This is a genomic window from Lactobacillus sp. ESL1191 (genome assembly GCF_058504435.1).
Window position 1 is genome coordinate 1,054,865 of record NZ_CP196365.1, and the last position, 14,928, is coordinate 1,069,792.

Annotated in this window: 11 protein-coding genes, 3 tRNA genes and 1 riboswitch; of the genes, 3 read left to right on the forward strand and 11 right to left on the reverse strand. The window is 43.3% G+C overall.

What is annotated here, in order from left to right:
- Positions 1-181: 181 nt before the first annotated feature.
- From ACSYSN_RS05435 to ACSYSN_RS05445, 3 genes are read right to left on the reverse strand one after another with little or no spacing between them, the layout of a single operon-like run.
- Positions 182-829, reverse strand: a complete 648-nt coding sequence (locus ACSYSN_RS05435; protein ID WP_491711893.1) for a L,D-transpeptidase — start codon at positions 827-829, stop codon at positions 182-184.
- Between the two features lie 52 nt (positions 830-881).
- Positions 882-1,727 (reverse strand): NAD(P)H-hydrate dehydratase, encoded by an 846-nt coding sequence (locus tag ACSYSN_RS05440; RefSeq protein ID WP_491711894.1) that lies wholly within the window; start codon positions 1,725-1,727, stop codon positions 882-884.
- A gap of 2 nt (positions 1,728-1,729) precedes the next feature.
- Positions 1,730-3,007, reverse strand: a complete 1,278-nt coding sequence (locus tag ACSYSN_RS05445; RefSeq protein ID WP_491711895.1) for a D-alanyl-D-alanine carboxypeptidase family protein — start codon at positions 3,005-3,007, stop codon at positions 1,730-1,732.
- A gap of 99 nt (positions 3,008-3,106) precedes the next feature.
- Between ACSYSN_RS05445 and ACSYSN_RS05450 the strand changes: the two genes are divergently transcribed.
- Positions 3,107-3,190: transfer RNA gene (locus tag ACSYSN_RS05450), tRNA-Leu, on the forward strand.
- Positions 3,191-3,252: 62 nt separating this feature from the next.
- The gene (locus ACSYSN_RS05455; protein WP_491711896.1) at positions 3,253-3,474 is read left to right on the forward strand and encodes a PspC domain-containing protein; all 222 of its coding nucleotides are present in this window, start codon (positions 3,253-3,255) and stop codon (positions 3,472-3,474) included.
- Between the two features lie 122 nt (positions 3,475-3,596).
- Here the strand turns inward: ACSYSN_RS05455 and ACSYSN_RS05460 are convergent, their stop codons facing one another.
- Positions 3,597-5,243, reverse strand: a complete 1,647-nt coding sequence (locus ACSYSN_RS05460; protein ID WP_491711897.1) for a putative polysaccharide biosynthesis protein — start codon at positions 5,241-5,243, stop codon at positions 3,597-3,599.
- Between the two features lie 92 nt (positions 5,244-5,335).
- Positions 5,336-7,750: a leucine--tRNA ligase gene (leuS, locus tag ACSYSN_RS05465; protein WP_491711898.1), complete on the reverse strand. Its 2,415-nt coding sequence runs from the start codon at positions 7,748-7,750 to the stop codon at positions 5,336-5,338.
- Between the two features lie 284 nt (positions 7,751-8,034).
- Here leuS and ACSYSN_RS05470 point away from each other — a divergent pair, with 284 nt between their 5' ends.
- Positions 8,035-8,676: a phosphatase PAP2 family protein gene (locus tag ACSYSN_RS05470; protein ID WP_491711899.1), complete on the forward strand. Its 642-nt coding sequence runs from the start codon at positions 8,035-8,037 to the stop codon at positions 8,674-8,676.
- Between the two features lie 124 nt (positions 8,677-8,800).
- Here the strand turns inward: ACSYSN_RS05470 and ACSYSN_RS05475 are convergent, their stop codons facing one another.
- From ACSYSN_RS05475 to ACSYSN_RS05500, 6 genes are all read right to left on the reverse strand, one after another.
- Positions 8,801-9,562, reverse strand: coding sequence for an NAD(P)H-dependent oxidoreductase (locus tag ACSYSN_RS05475; RefSeq protein ID WP_491711900.1), 762 nt, complete (start codon positions 9,560-9,562; stop codon positions 8,801-8,803).
- A 133-nt stretch (positions 9,563-9,695) separates the two neighbouring features.
- Positions 9,696-11,174: an MDR family MFS transporter gene (locus ACSYSN_RS05480; protein ID WP_491711901.1), complete on the reverse strand. Its 1,479-nt coding sequence runs from the start codon at positions 11,172-11,174 to the stop codon at positions 9,696-9,698.
- A gap of 653 nt (positions 11,175-11,827) precedes the next feature.
- Positions 11,828-13,279: an MDR family MFS transporter gene (locus ACSYSN_RS05485; RefSeq protein WP_491711902.1), complete on the reverse strand. Its 1,452-nt coding sequence runs from the start codon at positions 13,277-13,279 to the stop codon at positions 11,828-11,830.
- 27 nt (positions 13,280-13,306) lie between these two features.
- Complete coding sequence (gene metK, locus ACSYSN_RS05490) at positions 13,307-14,497, reverse strand: methionine adenosyltransferase (RefSeq protein ID WP_491711903.1); 1,191 nt, start codon at positions 14,495-14,497, stop codon at positions 13,307-13,309.
- Positions 14,495-14,576, reverse strand: a riboswitch (SMK box riboswitch). Its footprint overlaps the gene before it by 3 nt.
- A 56-nt stretch (positions 14,577-14,632) precedes the next feature.
- A tRNA-Val gene (locus ACSYSN_RS05495) sits at positions 14,633-14,705 on the reverse strand.
- A gap of 4 nt (positions 14,706-14,709) precedes the next feature.
- Positions 14,710-14,781 (reverse strand) — tRNA-Glu (locus tag ACSYSN_RS05500).
- Between the last annotated feature and the right edge of the window lie 147 nt (positions 14,782-14,928).

Consider the following 14,928-nt stretch of genomic DNA (forward strand, 5'->3'; position numbering starts at 1 on the left):
CTCTACTTGATACAAAGTATCCGCTTTTAAAGTCGTTAATTTGCTAGTTAGACACGCCTTCACCATGCTCCCAACCTGTCTCACACCACCTGCAGGCTCGCTGTCTTAGGAAAAATGACTACTACTTCTAACTACGGTATAAGCATGATTATAACAGGAAAATAAGTCAACGCCAACCCCTTTACTTGTTTTTGATAATTACCTCAGTGCCTGCTGGAATGTGTTCAACCAACCAATTTGAGTCAGCCACACTGAGTCGAATACAGCCGTGTGATGCAGGCTTGACCCCCAATTTTTGAGCTTCTTTTTTATGATATTGGCCATTACTCTTGGTTGGTACAGAGTGAAATAGGTAGACGTTCTGCTCATCCCAACTCACCCAGTTGTTTGCACCCTCATTTAGGTTGGGATTATAAAATGCCGCCCCACGATCATAACGAATCTTAAAGGTACCAGTTGGTGTTAACGACTTACCTTTTTTGAATACGCCACTACTAGCCAGCATCGTATATACGCGCTCATGGTCACGCAGAATATAGACGCGGTTACCCTTCAGGGACACCCTAATGGATAGGTCATTTTCAAGGCGTTTAAGCTTAGGATAAGGTGTCGTTTGGCTGGGTTTATGCCAATCATATGGTTTTCGCAAACTAGCCGGATCTTGGTATGGTCGGTAAGAAGCAGCCGTTTTTTTCATCACCGTTTTTTGCTCAGCTTCATGCTTTCCCGCTTCTTTCGTACTATGCGGCATGTAGATTCGGGCAAGGCTAACTACGCAAATTATCAAAATAAAGAAAATTGTTAGTGACTTTAATGGACCTTTTTTCATACTGAATTTTTCTCTCCCAGACAAGTTAAGCTAATTTTACCTTATTTATGGGCTAATATCCCCCATATTTTTTCATTAATTTTGGCAATAGCGCACTGACCTTAGTTGGCCTAACCGTATAATCCGTTTGTGCAAGCAGATCGCCAGCCAACGAATGAAGATAAACCGCAGCCTGCACAGTCGCCAAGTCACTGCCGAACTGGGCAACCAGACCGCCAATAATACCAGCCAACGTATCTCCCATGCCACCCATTGCCATTCCCGGATTACCGCCCGGATTGACACTCACTTGTCCATCAGGATCGTATATCTGAGTGTGACTGGACTTCAAAACTAAAATTGCATTATGGTCAGGAAAAAGTTTTGCTAAGGCAGCAGCGTTGGCGCTGGCAGACTGATAGGGAATTTGAATCTGACTGAGCCGCTGCCACTCCATTTGGTGGGGTGTCAAAATTATCCGGACCGCTGTTGAAGGAAGCAGTGTATTATCCAATGCAAGCAGGTCTAAAGCACTGGCATCTAACACCAGTGTTTGCTCCGGAGTTACTGTTTGACCGAGCATTTTCAGTATTTTCTGGGCAAAGGGACTAGTGCCTAGCCCCGGACCACAGACAATGACATCCATCTGCTTGATCAACTTGGACAAGCCGTGATCGCGCCAGTCAATATACATCGCCTCAGGATTACGGGCGTGAAGCGCAGCTGCATTGAGCGAGTGTGTTGCTACAGCAACCAGCCCGGCCCCACAGTTAATAGCCCCTTCAGTAGCCATGATAATTGCGCCCCCGTAATTCTCACTCCCACCGATTAACAGGACACGGCCGTAATCACCTTTATGAGTGTTACTTGCACGTTTTTTTATTACTTGCTGCAAAATTTCTGGTGAAATTTCATCCATTATTAGCCTCCAAACAACCAGCGCCAAAGGCGAATCAGAAAGTTAACCTTCTTAGTTGACTGCATAGCTTTTGCCGGCAATTCCACATTGTTAGTGCCTTGCACTGCTAGTAACTTGCGGTCGCCTACGCGAAAGCGATAATAGCTTGCTATTTCCCCCACTTCGATTGGAGCCTCAACCCTATTATTAGTCAGATCCACTGTTAGTTTTTGACCACGGGGAAGCCATAGTTCGCTCGCGGTTTTCATCCCAATGTTAATTTTAGACGCCTGACCATTATGAACCTTTATACTTGTGTTACCAATAATTGCTTCATTCTTTTTAAAAATTATGGGATGGTAGCTTTGAAAGAGGTAGTTAAGCAACTTACTCGTCTGTTCAAAACGGGCCGGATCTGTTCCGTTCACATACCGAGCTCCCATCACCACCGTGATTACTCGTGCTCCCTGGTGTTTAGCAGTCGCAATGAAACAAGCGCCAGCGGCATCGGTTGTCCCAGTTTTGAGACCGTCTATTTCTAGACTAGGCCGATGTTGCGGTAACCCTTTGAGCATCCAATTAAAGTTGGTCATGCTAGTTTTTTGTCTTTGATCAATAAAATCAAGTCGCGCAATCCTAGTTGTCCTGACTACTTCAGGATAATCAGCTAACAAATTCTTACCAACAATGGCCATATCTTTAGCCGACATTTCATTTTCAGCATTTTTGTCAGCAGCGGGATCTGAATCACTACCAACACTTTTATTCGGTAACCCACAAGTAGTGTAGATACGAGCATCATCAATCCCCCATTTTTCTAACTGTGCACGCATCTGCCTGACAAAATCTAGCTGCGAACCGCTCACTGCCTGAGCTAACATCATTGCAGCGCCGTTAGCCGACTGAATCAGGGTTGCCTGATAGAGCTGCTTGATTGTATAGGTATGGTCTGCTTTCAGCGGCACATTAGAAAAGTCTCTGTTGGCTGAGACTGCAACGATCTGCGCCGTCGGCTTAACTTTTGTGTCCCAGCTAAGCTTATGTTCTGCAATTGCCTGATGAGTTAGATAGACCGTTAACAGTTTAGTCATCGATGCGATTGGCAAAGCCTGGTTAATATTTTTTCCGTATAATAACTGACCAGTTTTGCTGTCAATGGCAATCGCAGACTTTACCTCAAGACCTAATTGAGCCTGATGGTAATCATCGGGTAACCCAGCAGCGTTGACCTGGGTCGGGATAAGCAACAGTAATGCTGCCATGCCAACCAAAATCAGCTTTTTTAACCTTTGTTTAAACATGACGAAACTCCTTTTGGGATAAATTTTCAGATATTTAATCTTTTATGCTTACATTTTACCAAATTTTTGGTATTATTATTACTGTGTTAAAAATCATTGGCCCCGATGGCGGAATTGGCAGACGCGCAGCGTTCAGGTCGCTGTTTAGGCAACTAAGTGAAAGTTCGAATCTTTTTCGGGGCATAGTTGTTAAAACGCTAATCTTCAGTGATTAGCGTTTTTGATTTAAATTTAAAAGAGTTATTATGCAAAAACAATTAACTAAATCAAAAGATAAAATTATGGCTGGCGTTTTAGGTGGAATTGCAGACTATTTTGATTGGGACAAGGCGTGGACTAGAATCGGTGGTGCCGTGTTAATTTTTGGTACTGGCTTTGGGCTACTTGTCTATATTGTTGCAGCAATTGTGATGCCTGATACACCCCATCATGACAACATTTCAAATGGCGATTATTATAAGCCGTAGTTGTATTGCCATGGTGTAACTGATAAAATAGGATTCCTTGGCAGGGGCAGGCAGAGTCTGACTAGACATCGATTTTGCGACCATAGTAAAAGACGTCATCATTTAATAATGATGACGTCTTTTTAGGCTTTAAGATGTAATTTTCTCAAAATAGGAATAATTTTGTCACCCAAAATTTTTTGAGCCAGATTTGATTTAATAGCAGCAAAACCATAAACCAATCCACCAGCAATTACTGATATAAAGACAATTGCAAGGGCTTGCCAACGCTTGGCTGGATTTAAAAAGTTTCCTAATCCCTTCTGCAAAAGCAACACCAGGGCAAACATTATTAAAGAAAAACTAGTAATGCCAATAAACCGGCGGCTGGTGCGGTCTAAATTAAAATGATAGCTAACCCTCAAGTGCTTAAGGGCTAGGTAGATAATCGCCAACATACCCACATTGGTGGCAACAAGCGGTCCAAATACCTTGAAAAGATAAATCATGGGATACTGGATAAGGAGCTTGATCACGATTCCCAAAATCAAATACTTGATTGCTAAATTATTTTCCGATAATCCTTGCAAAATTGCCATTAGGACGGTAAACAAACCCAAAGTAATCGAAGTAAATGATGAAAAGTATAGGATATTCGAACCTAATTGATCAAAACCATAGAAGATGGTGTAAACCGGTGTAGCAATAGCAGCCATCCCAAAGGCGGCCGGAATCATCACAAATAAAAATAAATCAAGTGTGTTGCTAACTTGCTCCGAAATTTCATGAATATTATGTTTAGCATGCGCTGCCGACAAAAGCGGAATAGCCGTCACGGCCATTGCACTAGCCAGTGATACGATAATCATAATTAGCTTATTAGCATTTAGCGCAAATAATGCATACCAAGTTTCAATCGTGTTATAGCTGGCATTCATCACACTAGCAATGATTGGGTGAAAAGTGTATTGGTCGACCAAGTAGAACAGCTGAATACCTGCATCAATAATGATGAAGGGGATCGCCTGCTCGATAATTTCACCAAACAGCGACATAGTTGAAACTTGGATTTCATTTGCCGAATTTTCAACCAAATAGTTAAGTTTTTGACGTCTTGACAACAAAAACCAAACTAAGATAGCAATCCCAAATATCGCTCCAATCGCGGCCGCTAAATTGGATTGGACAACCGCATCGACAAAACTACCGTGCTGGACCTGCATGATAATGAAGGCTGTCAGCAACATCCAAATGACCCGCGCAAGTTGCTCAACAAACTGAGACATGGCCGACGGCATCATGTCCGCATAGCCCTGAAAATAGCCTCGCATGATACTCAACACAGGAATAATCAAAATAGCATAGGACAGGCTGCGCATAACCGCAACCTGCCTGGGATCACTGCGTGAACCATTAGATGCCAAAAAGGGGGCAGCCAAGTACATAATTGCAGCCGAAACGATGCCCAGCATGACCATCAGCGCAAGACCCCGGCGGAATAACTTACGACCAACGCCATACTCATTCAGTGCATTATATTTGGCGACTTGCTTGGCCACCGCTCCTGGAATACCGGCAGTTGAAATCAGAATAAAAATGCTATAGATATTATAACTTCTAGCGGTTAGGGCATTGGCAATATTACCGTATGGTTCCATCCAAATAAACCATGGAATTATATACAGAGCCCCCAAAATGCGTGAGGTAATAGAGCCGAAAGTCATCCACGCACTTCCCCTAATAAAGGTGTCGTGCGAATTTTGTTCTGTCAACTTATTTTCTTTCATCAATATTTCCTAAATCTAATGTACTCAACTACCCTATTTTGAAGCAAAACCGCCAATTAACAACAAATATAATTTCATTTTAGGAAAAATTAACTTTATTTGGCAACAATATTAACTATCTTATTAGGCACCACAATAACTTTCTTGACTTCCTTACCCGCCAAAAATTTCTGAACATGAGGCAAAGCGAGTGCCTGCTTTTGAAGCTCGTTTTGAGTAGAATCCTTAGGAGCATCAAAATTGCCGCGTAATTTACCATTAACCTGTACCATGATATCAACCGTAGACTCAACTAACTTGGCCGGATCATAAGTCGGCCACTTGGCAAAAGTAACCGATTCAGCATGGCCAAAGACCTGCCAGATTTCTTCCATCATGTGCGGTGCAATTGGTGCCATCAAAGTAATAAAGCCTTCAGCATATTCTCTTGGAATCGACTTCACCTTTTGCGCAGCATTTATAAAGACCATTAGCTGCGAAATGGCTGTATTAAAGTGAAGACTGTCAAAGTCTTCGGTAACCTTTTTGACTGTTTCATGGTAGACCTTATCTAAAGCACCATCATTTTCACTAACAATGTTGGTCTGTGGGATTGCCTTCAGATCAAGGTCATTAACCAAGAGACGCCATACACGATCCAAAAACTTCTTAGTTGAGGCCGGACCATTATCATCCCAATCAATTGAGGCATCAAGGGGGCCCATGAACATTTCGTACATTCGCAGACTATCAGCTCCGTAATCATCGATGACATCATCTGGGTTAACCACATTGCCCTTGGACTTGGACATCTTTTCGTGGTTTTTGAGAATCAAGCCCTGATTATAGAGACGTTGGAAGGGTTCTTCATTAGGTACAACTCCTAAGTCATAGAGTACCATGTTCCAAAATCTAGCATAAAGCAGGTGGCGCACCGCATGTTCGGCTCCGCCGATATACAAGTCTACTGGCAACCATTGTTTGAGTTTATCCAGATCAGCTAGTTGATGATCATTGTGCGGATCAATGTAGCGCAAGAAGTACCAGGATGAGCCGGCCCAGTTAGGCATCGTATTGGTCTCCCGCTTACCTTTGCGACCATTCTTGTCGACCACGTTAACCCAATCTTTGAGGTTAACCAGTGGGCTTTCTGGGGTCCCTGACGGCTTAATGTCTGTTGCATGCGGCAGAACTAACGGTAACTCATCTTCTGGCACCAGCGTAGTTTCACCGTCTTCCCAGTGAATGACCGGGATTGGTTCACCCCAGTACCGCTGACGACTGAAGTCCCAGTCTCGCAGCTTATAGTTGACCTTCTTTTGCCCCACATGGTGATCTTCAAGCCATTCCACTATGCTTTGCTTGGCATCTTCAACGTTAAGCCCGTTTAGAAATTCGGAATTAATATGGCAGCCATCCCCTGTAAAGGCTTCCTGGCTAATGTCACCACCCTCAATAACTGCTTTGATTGGCAAATTGAACTTTTGCGCAAATTCGTAATCGCGGGTATCGTGCGCTGGCACCGCCATAACTGCACCGGTACCATAACTAGCTAGAACATAGTCAGCAATCCAAATTGGGATTTTCTCATTGTTGACCGGGTTGATCGCATAAGCACCGGTGAAAACGCCAGTCTTAGTTTTGTTCAAATCTGTCCTTTCCAAATCCGACTTAGATTCGATCTGCTTAATGTATTCTTCGACTTCAATTTGATGACCTGCAGTTGTTATTTTTGCTACCAGCTTGCTCTCCGGTGCCAGCACGGCATAGCTTGCGCCAAACAGGGTATCTGGCCGCGTCGTAAAGACATCAAAGGCCTCGACCGAATCTTTTACCTGAAAGGTTACCTGCGCACCGATCGAACGCCCAATCCAGTTGCGCTGCATCTCCTTAATATTCTCAGGCCAATCTAACTTATCTAGTCCGGCCAGTAGACGGTCGGCATACTTGGTAATACGCAGCACCCACTGCTTCATATTGCGCCGGTAGATCGGATAACCACCGCGTTCTGTCTTGCCATCAACAATATCTTCATTGGCAACAACAGTACCCAAATCTGGTGACCAATTAACTGGCACTTCTGCCTCATAGGCCAAATCATGCTTATACATCTGCTCGAAGGTCCACTGGGTCCACTTGTAAAACTTGGGATCCGCGGTCGAAATTTCCCGGTCCCAATCATAAGAAAAGCCCAGCTTGTTCAACTGTCGTTTAAAGTTGACAATATTTTCTTGGGTAACAACTGCTGGATCCTGCCCGGTCTGCAGTGCATACTGTTCAGTGGGCAGACCAAAGGCATCCCAACCCATTGGATGAAGAACATTGTAGCCCTGGCTGCGTTTCATCCGCGCAACAATATCTGTTGCCGTGTAGCCTTCAGGGTGACCAACATGTAGCCCCTTACCTGAAGGAAATGGAAACATGTCTAACACGTAATAAGTTTTCTTCTTGGGGTCGCTACCCGTCTTGAAAGTTTGATTCTTAGCCCAATATTTCTGCCATTTTTGTTCAACAACTTTGTGATTGTACATCCCTTTAACCTCATAAAAAAAGTCCTATGAAACTCTTCATAGGACGAATAATCGCGGTACCACCTAAGTTTCACGCTTCTCAGCGCGACCCTCAAACGCCCCTTAACGCGGTTAGCAAACGATTAGCTTACATCAGGCTCAGTTCGCAACTTATTTTTTAAGTCTTGCACCGACCGACTCTTCTCTAAAAAAATAATATTGTTACTAGTTCCTGAACTTTCTTTTTTGCTCGATAATGATTATAATTTACCACAAATACTAAAAAAATCAAAGGGAGAAGTTATTTGGATACTACATACTACCATTACAAAAGAGATACGATTGTTCCAGCAACAATCTTCACCTTGCTATATGCAACCTGGGCAATATTGGTTTCCTCAGGTAGCCAGCTGATACGCAACTTCGACAAGACTGTCATTAATGCTATTTGCAACCATAATGCAGCCAGCGTTAAATTTACCACTGCCTTCACCAATCTAGGCAATACCTCTGTTATCGTGGTTGAAACAATTATTATTTGCGTCGTTTTGGCCTTTTGCCGGAAATATGCTTTTGCCTTCTTTACGGCTGTGACAATGATAGCTGCTAATGGCTACAATTGGCTCATCAAGCATGCAGTTGAACGTCAGCGTCCACTGACACACCACTTAGTTGATGCTCACGGATACAGTTTTCCGTCGGGGCATTCTGTTGGCAGTGCCGCATTGTTTGGCGTGCTCATTGTTTTAACAATTTTGTTAGTCAGGAATTGGACCGTTAGGTCACTTCTTTGCTTTATCTGGGCACTTTTTCCCTTACTGATTGGTTATACGCGGATTTTTAGCCATGTTCACTACCCCTCTGATGTAGTTGGCGGTTTCCTGGGTGGGATCACCTTTGTCTTGATTGGATATACCTTTTTATTCCACTACTATTTAGAGGAATAAGTTAACTAATAAAAAGTACTCGCTTGGCTTTTTATCCTGTTGATAGTGCTTGTCGCCTTATTTCTACGACTTGCTATTAACAGGATTTTTTGTGCGAAAAATCCTCTTATTAGCCTGCCTAAAACTAGTCAATCAGGTCTAATAAATCACGTTTTAAATGCTTCTTCAAAATTGTCCGCAACTGGGTTAATCTTTGCTGATAATCTGGACTGAAATTTTGGGGACTTTGATCATTAACAAAACGACCAGCGTTGGTTGCCCCCCAGAACTGGGCGGTGTCGTCGTCAAAGACCTTAAAGGCCTTCATGTACTGATCCCATAATTGATCATTTCGACCAATGCCATCTCCAATATAACCCTGACCGCCACCCAAGTAACCACAATTCATAATGGTATATAGGTATTTGCCAGTCAGCAATCCAACAGGTCCTTGTGCTCCTTTTTGATAGGCAAAGCCAGAAGCGAACACTTTTTCAATGTAACCCTTCACAATGCTAACAGGAGCATCGTGCCAGTTAGGATAAGCAAAAAGCAAAACATCTGCTTGACGCACTAAAGCTTGCTCTTGAGCCAGATATGCCGGTGTTTGACCCAAGCCATCTTTGACGTAATAAAATTCATCTGGCCGTAAAACTGGAGCAAAATTGAGGTCATAAAGATCACGTAACTCAATCGACCATCCTTCCTCTTCCAAGTATCGCATTGCAGTATTAATTAAGTCGTAAGTCAAGCTGTACTTGCGCGGTTCACCCACAACTACCAGCGCCTTAGTCTTGTTTTCGCCTTTTTTAAAACCACTTGGCTGGTATGGGTTTTGCAATTCCGGCGGTACAATTGTGCCCGAAGTTTTTATTTCACCAGCTAAAATTTTTTGAATTACTTCCATCGTTTTCTCCTTCAAATTTTTACTTTTAGACCAGCACAAAATTTATTGTTTTTATCACTTAAAACGGCCGGCAATTTCTTTTAGTCGGTTAATTACCGGCTAGGCCGTATTCTCAATGTTGCACAATTGGGCTCTAATACAGTCCAGGCCTAGTGGAATTTTTATGCTTGATTTTTTCTTTATAAATATTGTTGAAAATCAAGGCCAGGATAATTGCTACCAGTGAGACTACAAATACCCCTCTCAAGGCACTGAATAATACCTGACGCAGCTGCGGCACTAAGTTAGTAGCCAGTTCTTGGGCCTTCGCTGACGAGACAATCTTGTTCATCATGCCTTGGTTGAGCTGCGGGTGCTTGGCCAGTTGACCGGCAACCACAGTGTTAAAGGTAATACCATAGATTGACATCATCATGGTTTGCCCCATGAACCGCATCAAGGTATTAAATGAAGTTGCCACACCAACATTACTTGGTTCTACCAGGACTTGAGACTGCACCTGGGAAGCGGGGATGATGACCCCAAAAGAAATCCCGTTGACCGCAGAAATAAGATAGTAGACCCAGATTGGTGTACTTATTGGCAGGAATAAGAGCACACAATCAATCGCCAAAATCACCACCAACGTGCCACAGAAGCTCTTGCGTACACCCCAGCGTTTTAGCATTCTACCAACCAGGAAGGAACCGGCAACCCACATAAGCGAACACGGCGTGACTGCAAAACCGGCCACCGTAGCATTGGCACCCTTGATACCTTGCATCCAGGTTGGCAGGTAAAATTCAAAACCGGCCACCACCCCACCAATTAGCAAGGTGGTCATGTTCATCGCCAAAAACTGCCGACCTTTAAGCATCGTCAGTGGCATTATTGGATCCTCTGCTTTCCGTTCTTCCCGGTAGAAGAGTAATGCACTTACAACCGCTACTGCTGCTAATCCAAGCAAATAGAGCGGGCTGAGTGTGCCCAGTTGCTGCAGAGCAAACATCAACGTCAAGAGTAAAACCATCAACCAGAATGTCCCTTTTACATCTAACTTAGCTTTCTTCTTAGCCCTTGACTCGTTCATAAAAACTAGCACCAAAACAAGGGCAATTATGCCGATCGGCACGTTGATGTAAAACACCCAATGCCAGGACAGGCGCTGAATAATAAAACCACCAAGTAGTGGAGCAATGATTGAAGCCACTAACCAAAATCCAGAATTAAGACCTAACATCTTGGCCCGTTTTTCTGGATCATACATATCAGCAATAATGGTCATTGCAACTGGTTGAACCGCACCTGACCCTAGTCCCTGAATTACTCGGAACAAAATCAGCTGAACCATGTTATGCGCCTGACCACAAAGTGCCGACCCCAGCACGAATAGAGCAATCCCAAATAGAAAAATCGGTTTACGCCCAATGCTGTCTGCCAGCTTCCCAAACAAAGGGGTTGTAACAGTCGTCATAAAGACAAAAATCGAGATTACCCAATTCATAATTTTCAAACCATCAAGGCTAGAAACAATTGTCGGCATTGCCGTCGACACGATTGTACCTTCGATGGCAGTCATAAAAGTCGTCATAAAGACCGCCAACGTAATTATTAATACATTTGTTTTTTTCAAAATTCATCCTCCTTAATTTTCTTCTTCTCTTTCACAAGAATTCTGCAATCTTTTTGAGCAAATGTGTTACTTTTAGGGTAAAATGTCACCGCACTAGCTCTTAAAATATCCACACGCAGGTAAATCGTCTGCCTAATGATAGCCTCTTACCTCAGACGTGTAACACTACTAACTAACACTTACGGCATATTTTATTTTCTAATGGTTCTAATCACCCCTTATCCTATTTTAAAGTCCTTAAAATTTATCACGTGAATATATCATATAGCCGTAAGATTTTTAACATCTTTTATTATAATTGTTATCTTAATCACAAATTATTAGCTAGCAATTTCAGTATGACTAAGTATCTATTAGTTGCACTTTAATTACCTTAGAGTGAATATTGTGGGAAATAAAAAGCTCACATCCTTTTTTAAAAGAAAGGGCTTTCTTTTTGATCAGGGGACTAGCGCATAATTTTTATTTATTGCGGGCGAATTTCAATATTTTTCCCTACTGGCTTTTACCAGCCTAAGGTTAACCCTTTTTATTAGTACTTATCGGCTTATTTGATAGTTATTAATGTTCATTTTGGGATCACTTTGGCTACTCTTCAGCTCACAATTGAGCGCAAGCAAAAAGGAATCGAAAATTCGATTCCTTTTTAGTTTTTATACTTGCTGGTTTTTTTGATAAGTACTATTGAAAATAAATGAGAGTAGAATTGCCACTAATGAAACTACATAGACACCCTTTAAGGCACTGAATAACACTTGGCGCAGCTGCGGAATTAGATTTGTGGCTAATTCCTGGGCCTTCGCTGATGAAACAATCTTGTTCATCATCCCCTGTGTTAGTTTCGGATGCTGCGCCAACTGACCGGCAACTACTGTATTGAAGGTAATGCCATAAATTGAAACCATCATGGTTTGGCCCAAGTACCGCATCAAGGTGTTGAAGGAGGTGGCAACTCCAATATTGCTTGGTTCAACCAGAACCTGCGAGCGAACCTGTGAAGCAGTTAAAATGGATCCAAAGGCAATACCATTAATTGTCGCAATCAGGCAAAAGACCCAAAATGGGGTATTCATCGGAACCAGCAAGAGGAGCCCATCCACAATGAGGAGCAGCGTAAGCATCCCATAGAAAGTTTTACGCAAACCCCAGCGTCCGAGCATTCCCCCAATTAGGAAGGAACCAACTACCCACATTACAGAACTGGGCGTGACTGCAAAACCGGCTACCGTAGCACTTGTACCCTTGATGCCCTGCATCCAGGTCGGAATATAAAATTCGAACCCGATTACCACACCTGCAACCAACAGGGTAATCATGTTCACTGCTAGGAACTCCTTACCTTTGAGCATCGACAACGGCATTATCGGGTCGTCTGCCCGCTTTTCTTCGCGGTAGAAGAGAATTGCACTGATTACGACTACTGCCGCTAAAATGAGCAAAATCAGCGGTCTCAGCGTACCCAATTCCTGTAAGGTGAACATCAACGTTAAGAGCAGGACAATTAGCCAAAAGGTACCTTTAAGATCTAGTTTAGATTTGGACTTAGTCTTGGATTCGTTTAAAAAGACAGTAACCAAGACCAATGCTACCAGGCCAATCGGTACATTAATGTAAAAAACCCAGTGCCAGGAAAGCTGTTGGACGATAAATCCACCAAGTAATGGTGCAATTACGGAGGCCACACCCCAAAAGCCAGAATTCAATCCCAACATCTTGGTTCGCTTCTCTAAGGCATACATATCAGCAATGATTGTCATCGCCACTGGTTGAACCGCCCCTGATCCTAGGCCTTGAATAACCCGAAACAGAATTAATTCGACCATATTGTTGGCCTGCCCGCAAAGAGCAGAGCCAATAATGAACAGGACAATACCAAACAAGAAGACGGGCTTACGACCAATACTGTCAGCTAATTTTCCGTATAAAGGAGTTGAAACAGCCGTCATAAACAGGAAAATCGAGACAACCCAGCTCATGATTTCCAAACCATTGAGGTCAGAAACGATCGTCGGCATCGCCGTCGACACGATTGTCCCCTCTATGGCAGTCATAAATGTGGTCATAAAAATTGCAATTGTAACCACTGCTACGTTTGTTTTTTTCAAATTCTCAGCTCCTTCACCATCATTATTCTACTTAATAAAATCTAAAAGTGCTTGTACTTTATCGGTTTGCTCCCAAGGCAAATCAATATCAGTACGGCCAAAGTGACCGTAAGCTGCAGTCTGTTCATAGATTGGTCGGCGCAAGTTAAGCATCTTGATAATGCCAGCTGGACGCAGATCAAAGACGTGACGAACAGCCCGCGTGAGCAACTCATCGCTAACTTTACCCGTACCTGCGGTATCAATCATGATTGATACTGGAGTAGCAACCCCAATGGCATAAGCTAGTTGAACTTCGCAGCGGTAGGCTAACCCAGCTGCCACAATGTTTTTAGCCACATAGCGGGCAGCATAGCTGGCACTGCGGTCAACCTTAGTCGGATCCTTACCCGAAAAAGCCCCACCACCATGGCGGGCATACCCACCATACGTATCAACAATAATCTTGCGACCAGTTAAACCTGAGTCCCCTTTAGGTCCGCCGATCACGAAGCGGCCAGACGGGTTAATCAGATACTTAGTCTTTTCATCAAGATATTCAGCGGGGATAACCTTTTTGATTGCTAGGTCAATCATCGCCTGCCGAATTTCTTCATTAGTTACATCCGCGGTTGTTTGAGTCGAAATCAAAACGGTATCAACGCGTTTTGGTCTTTGATCATCACCGTATTCAACCGTTACTTGGGCTTTAGCATCCGGACGTAGCCACAGTAGCGTACTATCCTTACGTAATTTAGCCACTTGCCGCATTAGGCGGTGTGCGAGTGAAATTGGCAATGGCATTAATTCTGGTGTCTCCTCAACGGCGAAGCCAAACATCAACCCCTGGTCACCCGCACCAATTTGGTCCAGTTGATCTGAATCTGATTGGTGCTCACGGACTTCAAGCGAGTTGTCAACGCCGCCAGCAATATCTGGCGACTGTTCGTCGATATCGACCAAGACAGCACAGTTATTACCATCAAAGCCAAGTTCTGGCTTATCATAGCCAATCCGTAGAACCGTCTTGCGCACAACCCCTTGAATGTCGACGTATGCACTAGTCGAAATTTCACCAAACACATACACGATCCCCGTGGTAACAATTGTCTCACAAGCCACGTGAGCATCAGGATCTTGAGCCAAAATTGCATCTAAGATTGCATCCGAAATTTGGTCTGCAACCTTATCTGGATGGCCTTCTGAAACAGATTCTGAAGTAAATAAACGTTTTTCCATAATAGTCCCCCTTGATAGACATCGCTATTCGGTTACAAGGCATCTCCACTAATGGATCCTCTCAGGACTTGAACCGATAAATTATTCGTTCTTTTGTAAAAAAAAGACTACCTATCTTGGTAGTCCTTAGAACGATGGAGGATATAGGGCTCGAACCTATGACCTCCTGCTTGTAAGGCAGATGCTCTCCCAGCTGAGCTAATCCTCCAAAGTGACCCGTACGGGATTTGAACCCATGTTACCGCCGTGAAAGGGCGATGTCTTAACCGCTTGACCAACGGGCCAGATCATGCTCTGAACCAAAGCACATTCAATAGTATACCCGATGAATGTCAAAATGCAAGAATTAATCACTGAAAAGGACAATTTATTTTTGATCAAGAAATCAAATAAAAACTCAATGACTAGTTTAGTAGACATTGAGCTTTAGT